24 protein-coding genes are annotated in these 22019 nt (G+C 43.9%); 9 read left to right on the top strand and 15 right to left on the bottom strand.

What is annotated here, in order from left to right:
• Positions 1-620 precede the first annotated feature (620 nt).
• On the bottom strand, positions 621-1577 hold the full coding sequence (locus A5875_RS13780; RefSeq protein WP_088934133.1) for a cation diffusion facilitator family transporter: 957 nt from the start codon (positions 1575-1577) through the stop codon (positions 621-623).
• A 138-nt stretch (positions 1578-1715) separates the two neighbouring features.
• Between A5875_RS13780 and A5875_RS13775 the strand changes: the two genes are divergently transcribed.
• Entirely contained in the window at positions 1716-2087 is a 372-nt protein-coding gene (locus A5875_RS13775) for a TIGR02328 family protein (protein ID WP_088934132.1), read from the top strand.
• Here A5875_RS13775 and A5875_RS13770 read toward each other — a convergent pair.
• Both A5875_RS13770 and A5875_RS13765 read right to left on the bottom strand, forming a co-directional pair.
• Positions 2077-2823 (bottom strand): TIGR03915 family putative DNA repair protein, encoded by a 747-nt coding sequence (locus A5875_RS13770; RefSeq protein WP_088934131.1) that lies wholly within the window; start codon positions 2821-2823, stop codon positions 2077-2079. The two genes, A5875_RS13775 and A5875_RS13770, sit on opposite strands and share 11 nt — an antisense overlap.
• Before the next feature lie 5 nt (positions 2824-2828).
• Entirely contained in the window at positions 2829-4124 is a 1296-nt protein-coding gene (locus tag A5875_RS13765; protein ID WP_088934130.1) for a putative DNA modification/repair radical SAM protein, read from the bottom strand.
• Between the two features lie 230 nt (positions 4125-4354).
• Here A5875_RS13765 and A5875_RS13760 point away from each other — a divergent pair, with 230 nt between their 5' ends.
• The gene (locus tag A5875_RS13760; RefSeq protein WP_010747282.1) at positions 4355-4570 is read left to right on the top strand and encodes a zinc ribbon domain-containing protein; all 216 of its coding nucleotides are present in this window, start codon (positions 4355-4357) and stop codon (positions 4568-4570) included.
• Positions 4571-4612: 42 nt separating this feature from the next.
• Here A5875_RS13760 and A5875_RS13755 read toward each other — a convergent pair whose 3' ends face one another.
• The gene (locus A5875_RS13755; RefSeq protein WP_088934129.1) at positions 4613-5938 is read right to left on the bottom strand and encodes a C39 family peptidase; all 1326 of its coding nucleotides are present in this window, start codon (positions 5936-5938) and stop codon (positions 4613-4615) included.
• A 285-nt stretch (positions 5939-6223) separates the two neighbouring features.
• Here A5875_RS13755 and A5875_RS13750 point away from each other — a divergent pair, with 285 nt between their 5' ends.
• From A5875_RS13750 to A5875_RS13740, 3 genes are read left to right on the top strand one after another with little or no spacing between them, the layout of a single operon-like run.
• Positions 6224-6688, top strand: a complete 465-nt coding sequence (locus A5875_RS13750; RefSeq protein ID WP_088934128.1) for a helix-turn-helix domain-containing protein — start codon at positions 6224-6226, stop codon at positions 6686-6688.
• On the top strand, positions 6688-7434 hold the full coding sequence (locus A5875_RS13745) for an ABC transporter ATP-binding protein (protein ID WP_088934127.1): 747 nt from the start codon (positions 6688-6690) through the stop codon (positions 7432-7434). The genes A5875_RS13750 and A5875_RS13745 overlap by 1 nt, the downstream gene beginning before the upstream one ends.
• Positions 7424-8068 carry an ABC-2 transporter permease gene (locus A5875_RS13740; RefSeq protein WP_088934126.1) on the top strand — a complete coding sequence of 215 codons (645 nt, stop codon included), beginning with the start codon at positions 7424-7426 and terminating at the stop codon, positions 8066-8068. Before A5875_RS13745 ends, A5875_RS13740 begins: the two co-directional genes overlap by 11 nt.
• Positions 8069-8118: 50 nt before the next feature.
• Here A5875_RS13740 and A5875_RS13735 read toward each other — a convergent pair whose 3' ends face one another.
• A complete protein-coding gene (locus A5875_RS13735) occupies positions 8119-8436 on the bottom strand; it encodes a hypothetical protein (protein WP_088934125.1) in 318 nt (105 codons plus the stop codon).
• Positions 8437-8597: 161 nt separating this feature from the next.
• Complete coding sequence (locus A5875_RS13730) at positions 8598-9437, bottom strand: aldo/keto reductase (protein ID WP_088934124.1); 840 nt, start codon at positions 9435-9437, stop codon at positions 8598-8600.
• 220 nt (positions 9438-9657) lie between these two features.
• Here A5875_RS13730 and A5875_RS13725 point away from each other — a divergent pair, with 220 nt between their 5' ends.
• Positions 9658-9951 carry a hypothetical protein gene (locus A5875_RS13725; RefSeq protein ID WP_088934123.1) on the top strand — a complete coding sequence of 98 codons (294 nt, stop codon included), beginning with the start codon at positions 9658-9660 and terminating at the stop codon, positions 9949-9951.
• 15 nt (positions 9952-9966) lie between these two features.
• Here A5875_RS13725 and A5875_RS13720 read toward each other — a convergent pair whose 3' ends face one another.
• Positions 9967-10350 carry an MmcQ/YjbR family DNA-binding protein gene (locus A5875_RS13720; protein ID WP_088934122.1) on the bottom strand — a complete coding sequence of 128 codons (384 nt, stop codon included), beginning with the start codon at positions 10348-10350 and terminating at the stop codon, positions 9967-9969.
• A 42-nt stretch (positions 10351-10392) separates the two neighbouring features.
• Positions 10393-11124 (bottom strand): GntR family transcriptional regulator, encoded by a 732-nt coding sequence (locus A5875_RS13715; RefSeq protein ID WP_088934121.1) that lies wholly within the window; start codon positions 11122-11124, stop codon positions 10393-10395.
• A gap of 165 nt (positions 11125-11289) precedes the next feature.
• Here A5875_RS13715 and A5875_RS13710 point away from each other — a divergent pair, with 165 nt between their 5' ends.
• The 3 genes from A5875_RS13710 to add are packed head-to-tail and all read left to right on the top strand — an operon-like array spanning position 11290 to position 14669.
• On the top strand, positions 11290-12585 hold the full coding sequence (locus tag A5875_RS13710; protein ID WP_088934120.1) for a PTS sugar transporter subunit IIC: 1296 nt from the start codon (positions 11290-11292) through the stop codon (positions 12583-12585).
• On the top strand, positions 12578-13603 hold the full coding sequence (locus tag A5875_RS13705; protein WP_088934119.1) for an ADP-ribosylglycohydrolase family protein: 1026 nt from the start codon (positions 12578-12580) through the stop codon (positions 13601-13603). The genes A5875_RS13710 and A5875_RS13705 overlap by 8 nt, the downstream gene beginning before the upstream one ends.
• Before the next feature lie 46 nt (positions 13604-13649).
• Positions 13650-14669: an adenosine deaminase gene (gene add, locus A5875_RS13700; RefSeq protein WP_088934118.1), complete on the top strand. Its 1020-nt coding sequence runs from the start codon at positions 13650-13652 to the stop codon at positions 14667-14669.
• Between the two features lie 164 nt (positions 14670-14833).
• On the opposite strand, the gene A5875_RS13695 is transcribed toward add, so the two are convergent.
• The 7 genes from A5875_RS13695 to A5875_RS13665 form a co-directional block, all read right to left on the bottom strand.
• Entirely contained in the window at positions 14834-15550 is a 717-nt protein-coding gene (locus A5875_RS13695) for an ABC transporter permease (protein ID WP_254911901.1), read from the bottom strand.
• Between the two features lies 1 nt (position 15551).
• Positions 15552-16472, bottom strand: coding sequence for an ABC transporter ATP-binding protein (locus tag A5875_RS13690; protein ID WP_088934693.1), 921 nt, complete (start codon positions 16470-16472; stop codon positions 15552-15554).
• A 78-nt stretch (positions 16473-16550) separates the two neighbouring features.
• A complete protein-coding gene (locus A5875_RS13685) occupies positions 16551-17456 on the bottom strand; it encodes a sensor histidine kinase (protein ID WP_088934116.1) in 906 nt (301 codons plus the stop codon).
• Between the two features lie 3 nt (positions 17457-17459).
• Positions 17460-18161: a response regulator transcription factor gene (locus A5875_RS13680; protein ID WP_088934115.1), complete on the bottom strand. Its 702-nt coding sequence runs from the start codon at positions 18159-18161 to the stop codon at positions 17460-17462.
• A 263-nt stretch (positions 18162-18424) separates the two neighbouring features.
• Positions 18425-19264, bottom strand: a complete 840-nt coding sequence (locus A5875_RS13675) for a PRD domain-containing protein (RefSeq protein ID WP_088934114.1) — start codon at positions 19262-19264, stop codon at positions 18425-18427.
• A gap of 21 nt (positions 19265-19285) precedes the next feature.
• Positions 19286-20002: a glucosamine-6-phosphate deaminase gene (locus A5875_RS13670; RefSeq protein WP_088934113.1), complete on the bottom strand. Its 717-nt coding sequence runs from the start codon at positions 20000-20002 to the stop codon at positions 19286-19288.
• Positions 20003-20022: 20 nt separating this feature from the next.
• Positions 20023-21861 (bottom strand): glucose PTS transporter subunit IIA, encoded by a 1839-nt coding sequence (locus tag A5875_RS13665; RefSeq protein ID WP_088934112.1) that lies wholly within the window; start codon positions 21859-21861, stop codon positions 20023-20025.
• Between the last annotated feature and the right edge of the window lie 158 nt (positions 21862-22019).

Here is a 22019-nt window from a genome sequence, read left to right as displayed (position 1 = left end):
AAAACAGAAAAATGAAACTATTCTCGTACGCATACCATTCTACTAACCTGCTAAAGCAGGAAGTAGAACTGGCAGCTGTTTCGATGATAAGGTGAATATTTTCCAAAAACCGGAAAATATTTTTAGTCTCACTTCGCATACGATCCAACTAGACGTCTTGTCACTGTAGCTTAATTTATTATGTAGCTACGTTATCAGAACTTAACTAACTGCGAAAAGTTGGACTCGCAGCTAGCTCCGGTGTGGTAATCATTTTTCTAAAAAAACAGAAAAATGAAACTATTCTCGTACGCATACCATTCTACTAACCTGCTAAAGCAGGAAGTAGAACTGGCAGCTACTTCGATGAAAAGGTGAATATTTTCCAAAAACCGGAAAATATTTTTAACCTCACTTCGCATACGATCCAACTAAACGTCTTGTCACTGTAGCTTAATTTATTATGTAGCTACGTTATCAGAACTTAACTAACTGCGAAAAGTTGGACTCGCAGCTAGCTCCAGGTGTGGTAATCATTTTTCTAAAAAAACAGAAAAATGAATCTATTCTCGTACGCATACCATTCTACTAACCTGCTAAAGCAGGAAGTAGAACTGGCAAAAAATCGGGCACAAGGGGGGTTATGTGTCCGATTGTTTTTGGCGTTTTCGATCGTAGTCTGGATCGTATTCGTCGGTTTCGATATAAATGTAGGCTTTTTTATCTGGTAAGGCCTTGCGGATCACCCGCTCGATTTGATTGACCACATCATAACTGACGCCTTCATAAGAATCGGCGATGTCGATTTTTGCAGCGATCATGACTTCCGTTGGGCCTAAGTGGACTGTTTTGATGTCGATCACTTTTTTGACTTCCGCTCGTTTGAAGGCATTTTGGATTTTATCCAAATCATTTTTAGAAACACTTTCTCCAATGATTAAGCTGTAAAATTCTCGTGCTAAAAAGATTGAAGCAAACAGCAGCATCATCCCGATCAATAATCCGCTCAAGGCATCAAACATCGGATTGCCCGTAGCCATCGTCAACACTGTCCCAATGATTGCCAGCACTAGACCGATCACCGCGCAAAAATCTTCCGTGAAAATGATCAAGATTTCACTGTGGCGGCTTTCGTGTAAAAATTTGAACAAAGGCAGTTTCTCTGTGTTCAGTTCGTGAATTTCTTTGACGGCTATTCGCAAAGAGCTTCCTTCGACTAAGATGCCGAAAACTAAGATTGCTAATACGATTAAGGGGTTGGCTACTTCATGACTGGGATGGAATAATTTTTCTACCGCTTCCCAAATACCTAATGCGCCCCCGCCGAAAAACAGCATCGTGGCTACGATCGTACTAAAAAAATATTTCGCACGTCCTTCACCGAACTGATGGAGCTCGCTTTGTCCGCGAGCCGCCCGGCGATCGCCAAATAATAGTAAAATTTGATTACTGCAATCCACCACACTGTGGATACTTTCATTCATCATCGCCGCACTGCCGCTGAGCATATAGCCGATAAATTTACTGACCGCTACCAGCACATTAGCAAACAGCGCTGCCAGAACCGCCATCGAGCCTTGCGTTTTTTTCTCTTCCATGTGATTCACTCGCTTCCTAATGAATCCTATTATAAATCAGAACGGAAAAATCATAAAAGCAAAGCCCTTCAAGCAAATCATTCGTCAGCGCTGGCGATTTATGGAAAAATTGATTGAAACAAGAACGGAGGAAAAAATATGCGGCTTTGGCATGAAAAACTGATCCCCTTGCTCCCTCGCCAGCAGCTATTAGGACAGCATCGTGAAATAGCGGCGTTGCGCGGCAAAGGCTGGGGGAAGAAACACGCGACGGTCGATTACGTCTTTACCCATCCTTACTATAAGCTGTTCCAATTTCATTTACTGGTCATGGAGGAAATGGAGCGGCGGGGCTATACACCTGATCCCTTGTGGTACGACCCGTTATACCGTGGGAAGATGCTTCCTCCACTGAAGGTCAACGAGCCGCTGCCGGTTACCCATCCGTTATATCCCGAACACAACGATGCCTATCTGGAAGAATGTCTGACCAATCTCGCCCAAAAAGGTGTGTACTTGCCTAAGCCTTGAACTCGGTCATGTTCCCACGAAAACGCAGGGGCAGATGATTGCGTTGCGCTACGTAATTTGCTCGTTCGTTGATTGTAACGGCTCGTAAAAAAGTTTTCCATTGCTGGCGAATCTCCTGTTCGTTACTCGCCTCGGCAAATTCTGGACAGCTGGTATTTTCCATTAAATGGATGTCCCCATGATCGATGATGCCCAATAGCTCATGGGTCTCATCATAGATCATGATTTTTTCCTGCGGATAACGTTCCGCAAAATGGGGGCAAAGGTACGGCATCACATAATGCTTCGGATTGATCTTGCTGAATAGTACGTCTCCGACATATTCAAAACGGACAAAGCCCGTCAAGGCATGGTTCTCGCCTAATAGAGTTCGAATGCTTTTTCGTAATGCTAAGATCGACGGATGGCCTAAATGATTTTCCAATAAATCTTTGGTCTGCAGGGCGATCTCGATAGCGTCTAACAAGCAGCGTTCTTTGCCTTCAAGGGTCGCGTAGAAACCATTTTGAATAAACAAAAAATTCTCCGGCCGCAGTCGCTGCCGCAGCCTGCGATAAATTTTTTCGCCCCGCACAGCATCGGTTGCGACCCACTCCGTCAAAAACAAACTTTCTACCGCGGTTTCCGGTGAAAGAATCAAAGCCGGGAATTTTTGCGCGCGAAAGCTGCGGTCCACGATCGTCATAAATCCTAGAAAACTCCCATCATATTCCCAATGCTCCGCTGATTCTCGCATTTTACTCACCTACTCTTTGCATGTTCAAACCGTTCCACATCAAACAATGACAGCTGTTCGCTGGTTGATTGTGTGTTGTGCTTCTTCAATACTTGATATTGCTTTGAGGAGATCAAAGAGGTAATGATCCACTCTGGGTCTTTGATCAAGCCCGCTGGTGTCTCGTGATTGCAGGCGATGAAGTATTGCGCCCGCTTGATCACGATCCCTAATTTTTTTAAATCCGTCAGATGCAGCCGATAATATTTTCGCGCTTTTACGATGTTTTGCGCACTTTTGGGGCCGATCCCCGGGACTCGCAGCAGCTGATCGTAGCTTGCAGTCTGTACATCGACGGGGAAACGCTGATAGTTTTGCACCGCCCAATTGGCTTTGGGATCAAGATAGAGATTAAAATTCGGCTTGTCTTCTGATAAAATCTCATCGGCCGTAAATTTATAGTAGCGCAGCAGCCAATCGGCCTGATACAAGCGATGCTCCCGCAGCAATGGCGGCTCGGTAGTTACTGCTGGCAACAAATTATCCTGATTGACTGGGATGTACGCCGAATAGTACACCCGCTTCAATTGATATTTTTGATACAAATTCTCTGAAATCTTCACGATCGAACGATCACTCTCAGGACTGGCTCCGATAATCATCTGCGTTGACTGGCCGGCCGGTACGAAGCTCGGTCCACGCCGAACCGCTGGTAAAAATTCCTGTTCTTTTTTTACCGTTGTAATCTGCTTCATGGGTTTGTATAAGTCAAACGGATCTTTATCCGGAGCCAGCAATTTTAGACTTTCGCGGGAAGGCAGTTCGACATTGACGCTCATACGGTCTGCCAGAAAGCCTAACTCCTCGATCAATTTTTCATCCGCACTGGGAATCGCCTTGACGTGGATATACCCGCGAAAGCCTTTTTCTTCGCGCAAGATTTTCAAGGTCTTAATCAAAAGCTCGCAAGTGTAGTCCGCACTTTTAATGATTGCCGAACTCAAGAACAGCCCTTCGATATAGTTGCGCATATAGAAATCCATGGTTAAATCCGCCACTTCTTGCGGCGTGAAGGTCGCTCGGGGAATAGCGTTGGATTTCCGATTGATACAGTAATGGCAATCAAAAATACACGCATTGGTAAAGAGCAGCTTCAACAAGGACACACATCGGCCATCCGGTGTAAACGAATGACAGATCCCTGAAACCTGCGTGCTGCCGACAGTTCCCGGCCGTGTATTATTTTCAACGCCGCTGCTGGAACAGGAAACATCGTATTTCGCAGATTCGGCTAAAATTTCTATTTTTCTTTCCAGTTCCATCGAAAATCACTCCTTATTTTCTAAAATGTTAGAGGTAACGTTGTACTTGCCAAAATGCGAAAAAGGAAGTTGCCATCCTTTCATACGAACGTATGTTCTTATTTAACCAAAAAAAGCGAGCCTTGTCAAAAAATATTTTAATAGATACTCCTAAAGACGGATGTCCGCGGCGCTGGATTTGCTATAATTTAAAGCAATAAGAAACTAATTTATATAAAGGAGTGGGAATAATGGAAAGGAAACAATACGTTTGTGATAAGTGCGGGTCGCAGCATTATACATCCGATCAGTTCCAAGCGACTGGCGGAAACTTTGCGAAGATTTTCGATGTTCAAAACAAAAAATTTACTACCATCAGTTGTAAACGATGCGGGTACACAGAGCTTTACCGCGGAGAAACTTCTGACGGCTGGAATATCCTTGACTTCCTAATGGGCGGAGGGTAAATAAAAAAAGCGGCGCAGGCCGCTTTTTTATTTTGCTCACTTTTAACGAACGACCACCGCGTATTTTCTAGCATTGTAGATATTCTCGAAGGTCGTCCGGTTCAACCAGTATGAACCGCTGATGGGGTCAGACACATGGACTTGATTGCCCGCTTTATTGAAGCCGTCTAAGGTAACTGCATGATTGTTGTTGGCCGCAACGCCAAAGTTCCAATTCCCCCAGCGAATCGGTTGGAAGTTGATCGTTACCCATGCCACGACGGGATTGCCGTTTTTCACTTCGTTAATCAGGGTATTCATCGAGCTGCCGGAAATATTTTGAACATTGCCGTATTTTTGCCCCCAAGTGGTCAATGGCGCCGGATAGATCGCTGAATAGGTGTACGAATTCTCCACAAAAGGCGAACCGACAAATCCACTGTTGGGATTGCCATTCGATGATTTCGGAATCGTGTTTAAGAAGGAACGCAGACTCCAATTCGTGATTTTCCCTTTATATTGCAATGCTTGAAGCAGAGATGCCCCTTCACAACCGCTTGGTGCTCCCAAAGCATATTGATTGTAGTTTTTCACGCCTAACAAGCGGTAATCCTCATGGCTCTGCTGTCCGCTGCCCACCGCATACCAAGCAATCCCCTCATAACGCCAACCAGCCTTTTTCAACTGATCCCGTTCAGAGGTAATCGGTGTGTAATGGTGCGCGCCGGCTTTTGCATTTGGATTATATAAGCGATATAAGGGAGTACCTGAACTTGGCGAATACCAAGAGATTCCTTCATAACGCCAGCCAACTTTTTTCAGATGATCCCGTTCACCTGCATTCAACGTATAATGATGATCCCCCGCATTCGGATTATACAAGCGATAAACAGGATTTCCGCCAGTTGGTGCCTGCCAGCCGATTCCCTCATAACGCCAACCGACCGAACGCAGGTGATCCCGCTCGCTGGTGGTCTTCGTATAAAAATGCTCACCGCTATTTGGATTGTACAGGCGGTACATCGGAACGGATGCCGCGGCAGCTCTAAAGCTGCGGGCATTTCCCTCCATTAATTCTTCTTTTGGTGCTTGAGTCGCATTTGCTTCAGCCTGCCCCTCTTTATGAGGCGGTTCCAGCTCTACTACTTCTCCATTCACAACTGCTGTTTGCGGTTGCGTGGTGGCGGCTGTATTTTGATCCGCAGACGATTCTTGTGTCGCGACTGCAGGTGTTTCAGTCGAAAGAACGCTTTCAGAGCTTTCGTTTTCTAGTGTCGTACTGCTTGTGGTTATTGTCGTACTTTGCGTGGTCTCTTCTGCCTGAGTAAAGGCTGGTGCCGCAAATGCCGCTAGTGTTATCGAACAAACCAACAATACACTTTTTTTCATTCGAACATCCCTTTCTTGACTTCAATATTTATTGTACGTTCTCTATTGGATTTCGTCCTTCGCCCTGCTTGTACAGTTATGTACAAAAAAGCGTGAAGCATTCGCAACTCTTCACGAACGATTCACAAGCAAAAGTTTGGCCGATCAATTCCTAAAATTCCAATGCAGTCTTTAACAAAAAAGCTTCTTTCTATCACGTAACCAAAGCTAACCAATTTCGTCATATTTGGTTGGTTCTATTTTTTGATCAGTTAAGCTAAAGTGTAATCAAGGAGGTTGAAAAGTATGAATAATCAGAATAGTCCGATTGCCAGCAACTTGCGGTCGTTAAGAAATCGAAATAATTGGTCACTGGATTACGTGGCAGAAAGATTGGATGTCTCACGACAAGCGGTCGCTAAATGGGAGAATGGGGATTCTTTACCTGATGTACTGAAATGTGATGCTCTGGCAACTCTTTATGATGTGACTTTGACCGATTTGATTCGGCACAATCAAGAAGAAGCGGGGCTGCCTATTGGTCCTGCCGGCAAGCATATCTTCGGCATCGTTCCCGTGGGTACCCGCGGTCAGATCGTCCTGCCGAAAAAAGCCCGTGACCTGTTTAATATTGAAACGGGCGATACTCTAGTGGTGCTGGGCGACACAGATCCGGCAACCTCGGGCCTCGCGCTAGTTGATAGTAAGGTATTTATGGAACGAACAGGAAATATGTTCAAACCATTTTTTGACCAAGAGGAGGAATCCTGATGAACCTGCTGGAAGTAACGGAGCTTACGAAAAATTACCCGACATTCACATTGGAAAATGTCAGCTTTCAAGTACCGGCGGGAAAGATTATTGGTTTGATCGGCGTCAATGGGGCTGGAAAAACCACCATCTTAAAAGCTTTATTGAACCTGATCCCTGTCGATCATGGAAAAGTCATGATGTTTGAAAAATACTTTTTGGAAAATGAGCAGAGCTGCAAGCAAAAGACCGGTGTCGTTTTGGGCGGGATCGATTTTTATAAAGAGAAGAAGGTCAAAGATATCACGATGGTCACGAAACGATTTTATGACGATTGGGATGAAGCAGCGTATCAAAAATTTCTAAAATTGTTTTCCTTAGATCCGAATAAAAAGGTCAAGGAGCTTTCGGCGGGGATGCGGGTGAAATATTTAATCGCCTTAGCCCTTTCTCACCAAGCAAAATTATTTATTTTCGATGAGCCTACCAGCGGACTCGATCCGGTATCGCGAGATGAGCTGATCGAAATCTTCCTGCAAATCGTCAAAAATGGCGATAAGAGTATTCTTTTTTCTACCCACATTACCTCTGATCTGGAAAAATGCGCAGATGCGATCGTTTATATTAAAGAGGGGAAATTGGTCAAAGAGGCTCCTAAACAGGAATTTATCGCGTATTTCCAAAAACTGAAACGGCCAGATGAAACGGCGATGCTTAGCCTCGAAGACATCATGGTGCGAATGGAGGGGAAACATTATGAATTCTAATTTACTTTATAAGGAGCTTCGTTTAGCAGCCCATCCCAACTTATTTATCTTTGCCTTGATGGGGCCGCTTGTCCTGATTCCTGGCTACCCTTATATGATGGTCTTTCTCTTCAGCTTGATCGGGAATTTCGTTAATTTGATGTATACGCGGGAAACCAATGATATCTATTACACCACTCTGCTGCCGCTGAAAAGATCCGAAGTCGTTTTAGGGAAATGGCTGGTGCTGCTGGTGTCGCAGCTTGTGACGATCTTGTTTTCTATCCCCTTTGCCTTTTTACGGCTGCGCCTATTCTCCCTGCCTAATCCGGTCGGGATCGAAGCGAATGTTGCCTTTTACGGCTTTGGCTTGATGATCTTTGCTTGCTTTAATTTCATCTTTTTAACTAGTTATTTTCAGACAGTCTATAAGGTTGGCACCTCTTTTTTAAAAGGACTATTCTTCGCAACCGTCCTTGCGATCATCGTCGAAGTTAGCGTCCACTTTCCAATGCTGGCTTGGCTGGATACCGTCACCTTTGCTGGTCAGCTCAAACAGCTGCCGATTTTAGCAGCAGGAGTTCTGATCTATGTCGTCGCGATGTGGGGAGCCTACAAAGTTTCAGCTAAACGCTTTCGTCAGGTGAATTTATAAAAATAGAACGAAAAAAAAACGCTTTGATCGCTAAACGATCAAAACGTTTTTTATTTTTCGAAATAGCCCGTCCAAGAAAGACCGTCTTCATTGGCCCTTGCTCCGACGAATTCTTTTTGGGTCGTTTTTCTCACTAATTTCCCTTCACCGGTCAAATCATCCATCAGCTCCTTATGGCGCGGATAGTTTACCTGATCCAGCTCATTCAAATCGCGATTCGTGAAAAAATCTTCATTTGGCGCCACCTGCTCTGTCTGAGAAAAGTCAGGCGTCGACTTGTCTTCGACTGCAACGTCATTCTTTTGAACAAACCAAAAGATTAGAAACGCTGCCGCCAACACACCAACCAGTGCCACTACTTTTTTCATTGCGTCCTCCCTTGAAGCATCTTCTTACTTTTCAGTATGCCACAAGTGAAAACGTTTTTGAATGAAAAATTAATTATTATCAAATATTCTTTCTTTTAGCAAAGAAATATGTCCAGTTAGCTTATTTTTTTATTAAAGTTGTCGGAAAATCATCTATGCTCTTAATCGAACTCTTCGTATTCATTAGGATCTTGTCCTTCGATCCGCCCATCTGCTTTTTCCAGCAAATTGATTCGTTCAATCTCTGTTTGCGTCAATTCAAAATCATAAATGTCTAAATTTTCCCGTTGATGCAGCAGATTGCGTGATTTAGGAATCGGAATGATCCCGCGTTGAGTATGCCAGCGCAAAATAATTTGTGCCGGATTCTTTTCGTATTTTTCAGCTAGTTCAGTAATTACAGCTTCCTTCAGCGCATCGCTGCCGCGGCCTAAGGGACTCCATGCTTCAGATATGATCCCGCGTTCTTCATTGGCCTTCACCATACGTTCCTGCACCCAATAAGGATGGAGCTCGATTTGGTTGATCGCAGGTGACACACCTGTTTCCTCGATAATTTTGTCTAAATGCTCCGGCTCAAAATTAGAGACTCCAATAGAACGGATCAAGCCTAGTTTTTGCGCCGTCACTAAAGCTTGCCACGCTTCTACGTATAATCCGCGTTTTGGCAACGGCCAATGGATCAAGTACAAATCAAAATAATCCAGTCCCATTCGGAACAAGGATTCTTGGATCATCATCAAGGCATCCTCATAGTGATGGTACTTGCCAGGTAATTTCGTCGTTACAAAAAATTCAGAACGGGGAATCCCGGAACGGCGGATCGCCTCGCCTACGATTCCTTCACTGTCATAATTGGTGGAGGTGTCTAACAGACGGTAGCCATCTTGGATCGCCGTCAAGACTTGATCAAGTCCCGCTCCTCCGCGAATCTGGTATGTACCTAAGCCGATCGCCGGTATCTGATGCCCGTCATTCATCGTAATCAATGGTGCTTTCATCAGCAATTCCTCCTTGTTTTATAAGCCTAACGTATTATTCGGTCTTTATGATCCGAAATTCGTTAGGCCTGCTGTGGTTTCTTTTTCTACCTTAACATCAAAATCTGATACCTGTTAAATCCTCTGCTCAGCTTTCAAGAATTTATTTCAAAAATAGGCAGAAAAATATTTCGGAAAGAGGTATACTACTGGGTGAACACATCAGAGGGAGAAGATTACAATGGATTCAATTATTTGTATCGTTTTGGGCATGCTGTTTGCGAACGGTGTTCCCCACTTTGTCAAAGGCATCACTGCTGAAAAATGGGACGTGCCTTGGAAAAAACCGGCTTCTGCCTCCACAAACGTTTTATGGGGTATAGCGAATTGGCTGATCGTCGTGATCCTCTTTGCGCTCTTCAAACCAGACGTGAACAGCTTCGATGCCGCCTGCTTTTTAATTGGTATGGGTATCACAGGATACTACCTTGCACTGCATTGGTCAGAAAAAAAGAACGAAAATGACGCTGCATAATGCAGCGCCATTTTTTTATTCTTCGATTTCAGCTTTTTGCTTTTTCGTCAGCTTTTGATAGACCAGCCGATAGGACGTTTCGATCAGTTGCTTGATGGCCTCATCCGGCAATTCATCGCTGGCCAGCTTGATCGAGTTCCAATGATTTTTGTTCGTATAATATCCCGGAATCACTATCCCCGCATAGATTTCCCGCAGCTCTTCATTTTTTTCCGGCAAATTTTTCAAGGTAATGATGGCATCCTGACTCGCTTGATTACTCATCATCCCAAACATCTTGCCCTGCAAATCAAAGTAAAACACTTCCCAATCTTCGCGAAAATAAACCTTCGCACCCTTGAGCGTCTCGCCAAACGCCTTAAACGTTTCGAGCCGCTGCTGCATCACAGAATCTTTCATAACTCCTCCTTGATAACCAACACCTGATTGAATTATCCCCACTTATTTTAATGAACTGACTGAAGTATTGTAGGTGAACTTCTTGTAATGATTTCTGACGATCGTGTATTCAAACGGAATGCCCGTATCCGTAAAAACGATCTCTTCGGTCACAGTAACAGGCTCACAAGGCGTAAGCTGCAATTCCTTTTGATCTTCCTCATTAGAAGGCGCCGCAAAAATCGAAACGTATGAGTTCGTTAACGAAATCCCCATTTCGGTGATTGCGTAATCATAAATCGAATCCTTCGCAATATCTTTTGTTAACTGAGGGAAAAGCTGAATCGGGATATAGTTGGTCTCGATTGAAACAGCCACTTTATCAATATATCTGACCCGCTTAAAATGATAGGTAAAATCATTCTCCGTTAACAAAAGCGCTTTGCGGACTTCTTCTGGCGGTAAAATCACTTCGAATAAAAGGATCATTGAACTGATTTCTTTTCCTTGTTCTGAAAAAGATTTAGTCAAGCCGATTGGTCCTCTTTTTTGATGACTATAGTCGTCGTAATTTTTCTTGAATAGCAAGTTTATAAAGGTTCCTGAGCGGGCCTTTCTAAATAAAAGACCGTCTTCGACTAAAGAATCCATCGCCTTTTTCATCGTACTTCTGCTGACCTTAAACGTTTCACTCAATTCCCGTTCATTAGGCAATTTACCAGAAGGGTATTGATCATCTAAAATATTCTTTTTGAGTTTTTCTGCTATTTGATTATATAAATTGAGAGAATCCATCGTAACCTCCTTGTAGAGCCGCTTTCCTTCCTTATTATAGCCAAGAGAAAATCTTTTTACAACAAATCTGGTACGTTCCAATATAATATTTGGTTGACTCCAATATAGCGATGTGGTTTAATAGCTGTGAAAGTGCTTTCTAAAAAAATATGAGGAGAATCCATTATGAAGAAGTTAACCGCGTTATTAGAGAAATATTTGCTGCCTTTTGCAAATATATTTAGTAAAAATCGTTATCTGGTCGCTATCAAAGACGCCTTTTTAATCTCTCTGCCCTTCACTATTTTCAGTTCCATGTTTACGGCGATCGCAAATATTCCTTTTTTACCGAATATTTTTGGCGAGAAGGCGATCACTCAGTTCCAAGCATTTGTTTCTCCGACCTTTTCTTTAACAATGGGCGTGATTTCTTTTATCGTCGCTGCTGGTATCGGCTACAGTCTATCTAATCATTACAGCGTGAATCCAATCTATGGCGCAATCGTCAGTTTGATCTCATTCATTATGATTACCCCAATGACCACTGCAACAGAAGCTGGCGAGCCGGTCCTTAATGTTTTGCCGCTTTCTGAAGTCGGTGCTGTGGGGATGTTTGCCGCAATTATTATGTCGATTATTGCTACGGAAATCTATCGCTATGCGATCCAGCACAATTGGACGATCAAAATGCCCAGCAGTGTGCCAAAATTAGTCTCTGATTCCTTCTTTTCTTTTATTCCAATCGCAGTAGCGCTGATCGCTGCTTTTGCGATTCGCATGATTTTTGAAGCGACACCGTTTGAAACCGTCAATAACTTGATCTATCAAATGTTACAAAAACCATTGACCTCTTTGGGAACGTCTCTTCCTGCAACGATCATTGTGGGAATCCTAGTGAATCTCTTTTGGTTCTTTGGCCTTCATGGACACGTCATTGTCGGCAGTGTCATGGTACCGATATGGAACGCGCAGTCCTTTGATAACCTAGCTGCTTTTCAAGCTGGAAAAGAATTGCCACATCTGGTTACTGGGCAATTTACCGATTTCTTCGTACTAAACGGCGGTTATCTTTCTATTCCTGTCTTGATTTCCTTACTGTTTCTTTTTAAGAAGCGGACGGATTGGAACGATTTAGGGAAAATCGCGCTGGCACCGGGGATTTTCGGAGTCTATGAACCACTGATTTTTGGACTGCCGATCATGTTAAACCCGATTATGTTCATTCCTTTGGTGGCTACACCAATAATTACCACGACGCTTTCTTATCTGGCAATGAATCTGGGGCTAGTGCCATTTACAACCGGGGTCGCCTTGCCTTATACGATGCCGCTGATCGTGAGTGGTGCCATCGTGACAAATTCGATTCGCGGGGCCATTTTACAGATCGTGTTACTGATCATCTTGACCTTTATGTGGTATGTGTTCTTAAAAGTATTAGACAACCAAAACAAAATGGAAATGGAGCAAACGGTTCATGACTAAAGAAAAAATGCTAGGAGCGCTGTACGGCGCAGCCATCGGGGATGCGTTAGGCGCACCGACTGAATTGCGCAATACCAATCAGATCCTTGAAACTTTTGGACGCTATGTAAAAGAATATACCTTGGCGCCAAATGATACTTTTGCCAGAGATTATCCTGCCGGAACAATCACGGATGATTTCAGTATGTCTTATTATTTGATGCAGGCCATCATCGACCATCAAGGAGACTTTACAGAAGAAATCGCCCAACAAGCGATCATCAATTGGGGAACCGACGACTATTATTTTGATAAATTTGCGGGACCAACGACTCGAACCGCCATCGAAAATATGAAAGCGGGACGACCTACCGATGTCGATCCATTCGGTTTGATTAACTACAGCGGACTAGCCACTAATGGCGGTGCCATGAAGACGATCCCGTTGGCATTATTAGCCAACGGAAATGTAGAGAAGGCTTTGGAATATACTATCTTGATGTGCAAACCAACCCACTTCAATAGCAATGCCATTTCTGCCGCCGCGGCCATCTGCTGCGGTGCAACCAACGCTTTGACAGAAAAGGCTACGCTGGAAACCATTATCGAAGCGGCGGTATGGGGCGCGAAAAAAGGCCGAGAATATGGCGAGCAGCAGCACCACATCTCTGTCGGCGTGGACATTGCCTATAAAATTCAAGAAGCGGTGAAAATCGGCGGTCATGCTGCTGATTTTGAGCAGCTATTAAGTGAGACGGCGAATAAAGTCGGTACGAATTTCCTTGTCCAAGAATCCATTCCCGCTGTGTTTAGTTTACTGGCTGGAGTAAAAGGTCATACAATGAGCGGCATTTACGCGGCGGTCAATGTTGGCGGCGACACGGATACGATTGCTTCTATGCTGGGCGGCATTTTAGGCGGATTCAACGGCATTCAAAGTATTCCGCAAAAATACATCTATGATATGGAAAAAGTCAATTCCACCCTTCCGCTGCAATCAACAATCGAGACTTTTGTGACGCTGTGCTCCTCGCGATAAAATCAGGAGCGCACCTGTTCCAAGCTGTGAAAGGAAGGTTCAGCGTATGAAAAAAGAGATGATTCGTTCCCTGCCAAAAATTGAGCTGCATTGCCATTTGGATGGTTCCGTTCAAATAAAGACGTTAGAAAAATTAGCCGTCAAGGCGGGAGTTCCCTTGGAGTCGCTGACTAAGGTCATAGCACCAAAAAAATGTCAGCATTTAAAGGAATATCTGGAAAGCTTTGACTGCATTTTACCGTTACTGCAAAGTGAGGAAAATCTTGCCATCGCGGCCTATGACCTGATTGAACAAGCAAGCGAAGACAACATTTGCTATCTCGAGATCCGCTTTGCGCCATTACTTCATCAAGAACATGGCTTATCGATCGAACAAATCCTGCGTGCTGTTTGTCACGGGATTCAACTAGCACAAGAGCAGTTCGCTGTTCAAACAAATCTGCTGATTTCTGCGCTGCGCCATCATTCTGCTGCTGCGAATAAGCAGTTAATCGATGCGATCAAGCAATTGAATAGCGAAAAAATCGTCGGCTTTGACTTTGCCGGCGATGAACAAGCCGTAACGAATGAAACAATAAAAGCTACTGCTGATTACATGCTGGCTTCAGGGCTAGAGCTGACTCTACATTCAGGCGAATGCGGATGTGCTCAAAATGTCGTCGAAGCGATTCGTCTAGGCGCCTCCCGAATCGGACATGGTGTCGCAATCAAGGATGATCCTGCTACCATGGATTGCTGCGCCGAAAAAGGAACGTTGCTAGAACTGTGCCCTACCAGCAATATCCAGACAAATGCGATCAAAGAATGGACTGATTATCCATTGCGAACGTTTTTGGAGCATCATGTAAAATGCTGCATCAATACGGACAATCGCACAGTCTCCCAAACAACTTTGACGGAAGAATACAGCCTTTTAGCCAAATACTGCCAGCTGAGTTATCCAGAAATGAAAACGTTGAATCTAAACGCCATCGAGGGAGCCTTTGCGAGTCCGCGCTTAAAAGAACAATTAACTAAGCGAATAAATAGCGGCTATGCCAAGGTCATCGCTGCAACTGGGGAATAATGGAAGGTGTCTTAAACTTCCGAAATAACCTGATTAAAAATAAAAAAATTGATGCAGACTCATGATCTGCACCAATTCACGCGTTCGTTAAATGTTAAGCCCCCCCTATTCTCCTCCGTTTCCATTTACGGGGGAGAATTTTTATGGAGCAGCTGTATTTAGTCTTACAAATCCTGCTTCTTAAACAGCCAATAAGCCGCCACAAAACCAATGATCCCCGTCAAAAAGATGCTTCCAAGGGTTATCAGATCATCCTTGAAGGGCAGCTCAGCTAAACTTTGAACCACCACTGCTGACCAAGGAATGATCCGGGCAAATTTGTAGGGCATATTGACCGCAAACATTTGGATTCCGGTAAAAGCCAAAGCGATCATGATCGTTGGATAGAACACTTTTCGCTGCATGACACTCACCGTTAATAACGGGATCGCAGCGACAAAAGCTAATAGACAATATTTTAAAAGTGTTGTTACTAAGCTTTTGGTTCCTGTTAAACCAAAAGTATCCGGATAAATCAGCCAGCCGCCGATCGTATAAATGATCACGACCCCGATCAAGGTTCCGACATACCAAATCAGCCAAATCGCTAATTTTCCTAAAAGAAAGCGCAATCTGGAGGTTGGCGCGGTCAATACATTATTGATGGTGCGGTCTTCATATTCTCGCTGCAGCAAGAACGTGATGATGAACCCGCTCATGATCGACAACAGTGCCCCAACAACTAGATAGACCGTTGGCAGCCAGAAACGATAATCTTCGATGGGGCTCTCAACGATAACCAAGTCCTTAAACACCATAAACGCCGAGGCAAATAAGGTCAGCAGCGAACAAACAGCGAAGATCCGATTGTGTTTCAATTTCATCCATTCAGCAGAAATCACCTTACGCAATGCCAACACCTCCCGTAATCGTACGAAAATGCTCTTCTAAATTGACTGAGCCGATAAACAGGCTGGAAACCTCGATGCCGTTTTTTCCAAATAGATGATTGATTTCTTGCGGTTCAAAGGAAAAATCAAAAATCTTGATCGTATTATGGCCGTCCACCGTATAATTGGTCAGGTGCAAGTTTTCCTCCAATACCCGCGTTGCTTGATGGATATCCGAGACGGTAATACTGATATGACGCTGATTGTGCTGGGCAATTTTTTCCAGATCACATTCCTCCAGCAGCTCGCCGTTATGCAAGATGCCGATGATATCTGCGATTTGCTCGATCTCCGACAGCTGATGACTAGAAATCAGAATCGTCTTCCCATGAACTTCGGTCAATTCCTTCAATAGTTTGCGGATTTCAGCGATGCCGATGGGGTCTAAGCCGTTAGTCGGTTCATCTAGGATCAATAATTCGGGGTCATTCATCAACGCATTGGCGATCCCCAGCCGCTGCTTCATCCCTAATGAATAATTGGCGAAGCGCTTATGCTCAGCCTGCGTCAGATCAACCAGCTTCAAGGCCTTCTCCACGCTGTCTTTTTGGACCTGCCCCTTCAGCTTAGAGAAGACCTTTAGATTTTCGCGACCTGATAAATAGGGATAAAAGCTTGGGGTTTCGATGATATTTCCAATCCGCGAATATACTTCGGGATGCTTATTCGGTGATTGACCAAATAACAATACTTCACCGGCGCTTGCTCCTGCTAGACCTAAAAGTATTTTCATGATCGTCGTTTTTCCCGCGCCGTTGCGTCCCAAGAGTCCATAGACTTTTCCTTTGGGGATTGCCATCGACACATCCTTGACCACTAACTGATCGTTGTATTGCTTCGACAGCGCAGCGGTTTTTACAATAAACTGTTCCATAGCGACCATCCTTTCTATACCTCTAGCATAGCAACGCGACCTTGCCCTAACCTTGCCGAATCCTTGTTTTTTTCTGGTTTATTCAGGCAGTGTTACGAAAAATCGGGTGCCTGCGCCTAATTTGCTGCGAACACTGATTTCTCCTTGATGGGCCGCGACCAATTCTTGAACGATCGCCAGCCCCAAGCCGTTTCCCTTTGAGCCGCGAGCTTGATCCTCTTTATACAGCCGCTCAAAAATCCGCGGCAGATTCTGCTCCGCGATGCCCTTGCCATTATCTGCAATCTCAAGCTGTACCTGTTGATTTTGTTCTGTTAGTTGAATGCTGATCTTGTTTCCTTGGCTATGAGTTAAGCTGTTTTCCAATAAGTTGTCGACGATCCTGCGAAATGCCGCCGTATCCACTTTGCAATAAAGCTCCTTTTCAGGAATCTGAATTTCATAGTCAAATTGCACTTCCATTCGCGGAATCCAGTCACTAACGATTTCCCGCAGCAGCTCGCAAACATCGACCGTTTCAAATTGATAACGGCGTTCCCCCGATTCAAGCTTGACCCACTCAAAAAGCGTGTCGATATACTTTTCTAACTCAAAGGCTTTTGCCTGACAAGAATGCAGATACTTTTGCTGCTCCTCTGCTGTCACCAAACCATCATTGATCGCCTCTAAATAACCAATCAAGGAAGCCAACGGTGTACGAACATCGTGGGACAAACTAGTGATCAACTTGCGGTATTCATTTTCCGAAACCTGAAGACCACTCAGCTGCTGCTTGAGCTCGGTCACAATCGTATTGAAGCGAAAGCAAAACTCAGCCACATCCGAGCCTTCTTCAATAATCAGTTTCCGATCAAGATTTCCCTCACCGATATCCTCCAAAACAAGCATCGCTTGTGCGATCTGCTGCTTGTTCTTCCGCAGGCGGTCAGTTAAATACAGACAAGTTAAAGCCAATAAGATACAAATACTGCTCAGTACCATCATCTCTTATCCCTCCTGATTAAAACGATAGCCGACACCGCGAACAGTCTGAATAAAGAACGGTTCCGCAACATCCGGCTCGATCTTCTTCCGCAGCTTGCTGATAAAGGACATGATGTTGTTGTCGTCAAACGCATATGCCTCGCCCCAAACCTGCTGATAGATTTGCCGCTTAGTGAAAATCTGCCCTTTATGAGCAGCCAGAAAATACAAAAGATCAAACTCTTTTCCCGTCAGTTCCAACGCTTGCCCCTCTAATAAAACGACCCGCGTCTGCGTATCAAAGGATAAATGTTTTAACGTTAGCGACTTAAAACCCGCTGTCGAACGATTAAACGTTGTGTACCGCCGCACCAACGAATCGATCCGTGCCATCAGCTCCGCCATACTAAAAGACTTCGTCAAATAATCATCCGCCCCCAGCTGCAGCCCACGAATCTTGTCCGCCTCTTCATTTTTTGCCGTCAGCATCAAGACCGGCACCACACTCTGTTTGCGAATCTCCGTCAAAATACTCAGCCCATCGATTTGTGGCAGCATAATATCCAATACGATCAAGTGATACTCACCTGTCAGCGCCATGTTCAACCCGCCAGCCCCAGTATGAGCAAACTGCGCCTCATACTCCGCATTTTTTAAGTAGCGTTCAATAATAGAACAAAGCTCCTGATCATCATCTATGACCAATACCTTGATTTTCTCTTGCATCGGTTTTCTCCTTGTGAAAAATAATTGTTCTATGTTTAATTTTAGCAAAGTTCAGGAGGATTTCGGAGAGAAGTTGTGAGGAAAAGAAATATAAACATTGGAATCTTAATCTTTTTCTACCGTTTCAAAACCAACACAAAAAAGTATGCAGCGCGTCATTCGCACTGCATACTGGACTACATTTTAATTTCTGCTAAACACTTTTACAAAAGCCTACCTTATCTGGTCGAACCGTTGAAACCGGCACTCAAATTCTAGTTTTTCTATATGCTTCGGACGCGTTCAATGTGCATCGTTAAATAAATTTCTTCCTCTAATGAGGTTTGAACCTGTTGATTTTCATTGAGGTACTTAATGATTTTTTCTGCACATTGAAAAGATGTCGGATACTGATGAATGACCAAGCGAATCATCTCGTCACTGATATTCATCATACCGATCCCCTTTTCTTGTCGAATCAAAAAATACTGCAGGTGAGTAATCAAGCGTGAAAATCCAATCGATTCTTGATCGATCTCGAACTGAAAATGGTATTGAATAATCGAAATAATATCCGAAATGATTTTAGTAAAGTTCATCGCCTGTTGAATGGAGTCATAGTTTTTCCCATTGCTGATAAAGTGCATCGCGATTGCGGTCGCTTCGGAATCCTCCAAAACGATTTGCCGTTCCTCGTTGATGATTTCTACCGCTTTTTCACCTAATTTTGCTTCGATGGGATACAGCTGCTTGATATCCCAATAAAGGGGATTGACGATTTGAATGTTTTTCTTTTTCCGGTCTATCGCCGAATAAATATGATCGGCCAACGAAATCAGCATTGGCAGGCCAAACTCTGTCTGCAGCTCTTTTTCAGCCATTTTCAGCAGGGTATCACTCAAAGCGATGAACTCAATCGGAACATCACGAATGAGTGCCGATACTCTGGCAAGTTCATTTTCAGCATCATCTTTTAGTTCAAACTTTCGTTCCACAAGCGTTTTTTTAACTGAATCGCCAGGGTAGGCTTTATAACCTACCCCTTTGCCCATAACCACCATCAATACATGATCCTTGTCCTCTACCAGAACAACATTATTATTTAATCTCTGCTTAACACGCACGGCATTTCCTCCTAGAAAATACTAAAGCAGTGCAGCGGCCTCTGCATCTACAATTAAAGTGAAATCAGGATGGGTAGTCAGTAATGTCGCTGGAACATCCTCTGTGACTACGCCTTCAACCAATTTTTTTACGATGCCGGCTTTGGCTTTACCGTTTGCAATCATTACTAGCTTTTTGATTTGCATAATACTCTTCGGCCCCATTGTAACATAGAAATCTGGCCGTTTTTCTTCTACGCCGCCCACTTCACTCAGCAATACATCAACCATATCAGGGGTTGCATCTTCATCCACTCGGCTTGTCAAATCACCAAATTTAGTCGTGCCGGGAAGATTCCCGCAAAAATGGCCATCGGCTCCTACACCTAATAGCACAAAGTCTAAACCGCCGTCTTCAGCAATCCGCTCGTCCTGTGTTTCATAGTTGGTCCAATCCAACACATGGATTTTTTCCCGATTGATGTTCGCTGGATCAAAATATAATTTATTTAAATTGGTCATCGTTACACCATAACCATCCTCGCCCTTAAAAGGAATCTCATCAAAATTATAATAGTGGACGTTATCAAAATAGTCCTTGTCCTTCACTAAAGGAATCATTACATCATATACGCCTTTGGGAGTTGAGCCCGCTGTAATAGCAATATTCGTACGATGCTGAGTATGCATAGCTCCTAGCAGGTATTGCGCTCCTACTTCGTTCATTTCTTGCAGACTTGCTGTTCTAATTACTCTCATGTTTTTCTCTCCTTAACGATTTATTTAGTTATATCAAATAGATTTTGATTTAAATCTATTTTAGACACATTTTCATTTTTTCTTACTGCGCCAAAGGTTTCGGTGTTTGTGATCACAACAATAATCACGTCGTTTAATTGTTTGGACTTAATCAGGTCTTGATCAAAGGTCAGCAGTACATCGCCTTTTTGAACTAAATCTCCTTGCTGAACGTTCAGCTCAAAACCTTCGCCATTCATCGAGACAGTATCCAAGCCAATATGGATCAACAGTTCAACACCATTTTCCAGCGCCAAGCCAATCGCGTGCTTTGTCGGAAAAACAGCTTTTACTGTAGCTGCCATCGGTGCATAAATCCGACCATCGGCAGATTGGATCGCGGCAGTCGCTCCTAAAATTTCTTTTGAGAAAGTAGCATCTTCAATACGATCAAGCGAAACTTGTTCCCCAACAACTGGAGAAGACACAGTGATCGCAGGTTCGAGATCCGTAACGGTTTCTGCTGCTTTATTCACTTTCTTTTCTTTTTTAAATCGGTCCATCAAAACGAACGTTAACAGTGCCGTGACGATGACCGAAACAAGACAGCCGATAACTACTCCGATAAAGCCTTCACCCATGAAAGCTGGTAGAGACAGCAGACCCGGCATCACAAATCCAAAGCTTCGCCCGCCTAACATCGTGCTGATCGCAGCGCCTACTCCGCCGCCGATACACGCAGCAATCATTGCGCCTTTGTATCGCACTAATACCCCATAAATCGCAGGTTCCGTAATCCCCACATAACCAGGGATCACCGCCGATAGGGCCACTTGTTTTTCTTTGATATTTTTTTCTTTAAAATAAACTACTAACGGCGCAGTTGCCTGTGCCAAGGTACTCATTAATACCATTGCCAGCATCTGAGAAGAACCAAAACTGGAAACCTCCTGCTGCATGATCGGGTTCATTGCATGATGCATTCCGCCTAGAACTAGGATTGGTCTGGTTCCGCCAACAATTAGTCCTGCCAACCAGGGAGAAAAATCAATCAGCCATTTAACGCCCGCTGCGATATATTCTCCGATGTAATAACCCAAAGGTGCCAACACTACCATGGCAATCGGAGCGACTATCAGTAAGGACAGTAACGGTGAAAAGACCATGTTGACCATTTCAGGAATCCGCTGATCAAAGAAACGCTTCACATATTTCAACAGCCAAACAGAAAAGATGATCGGCAACACAGAAGCGCTGTAGTCCACAACTGCTAAAGGAATGAAGCCAAATAGTTTGATCATCGTTTGACCGTCAGCAAAGGCAAACGGATACATCAGAAGCCCCGCCAATGTTAAGGCTAGATATTCATTGGTCTTGAATTTCCTTGCAGAGCTTACCGCTAATAGAAACGGGAAGAAATAAAACATCGAATCTGCCAAACCATTAAAGAAGATCAGCGAATCACTGCTGCCATTGACCCAGCCAAAATTCTGAAACATAAAAATGAAGCCTTTGAGCAGCCCGCCAGCAATGACCGGCGGCAAAGCAGGGGTCAGAATGGAAGACAAGGTGTTTAAGACATTGGATAAAATACCTTTATTCTCCTCATCGCCTTCCTTGTCGCCCTCATCAGGCAAGTCGACTAACTCGCTGAATTCATTTGTTACATTCACGACTTTACCACCTAGGATTACTTGAAATTGTCCACTTTGAAACTGTGAACCCAACACGCCATCTAGCGCATCGATCGCCTGCTGGTCTACCTTTTCATTGTCCTTTAACTGAAAACGCAACCTAGTGATACAGTTCGTGTAGCTGCTGATGTTTTTCTCACCGCCGACTTCTTTTAAAATGGCTTTTGCTAAATCACGATTATTCATCAGATACTCCTCCTTCTTTTCAATCAGAATCTGTCACGCTTACTATTAATAAATTTGTTATTTTAGCAATAAAAAAATGCCCAAAGAGAGCGTATGTACATACACTTTCTTTAGGCATTGCCAGCTTTCCCCGTAACGAATCCTATTGAATACTATTG

Source organism: Enterococcus sp. 3H8_DIV0648 (assembly GCF_002140655.1).
In the GTDB taxonomy this organism is placed as follows: domain Bacteria; phylum Bacillota; class Bacilli; order Lactobacillales; family Enterococcaceae; genus Enterococcus_A; species Enterococcus_A hulanensis.
Note: the sequence above shows the minus strand (reverse complement) of the source record. Positions and strands in the feature narration are given on the sequence as shown.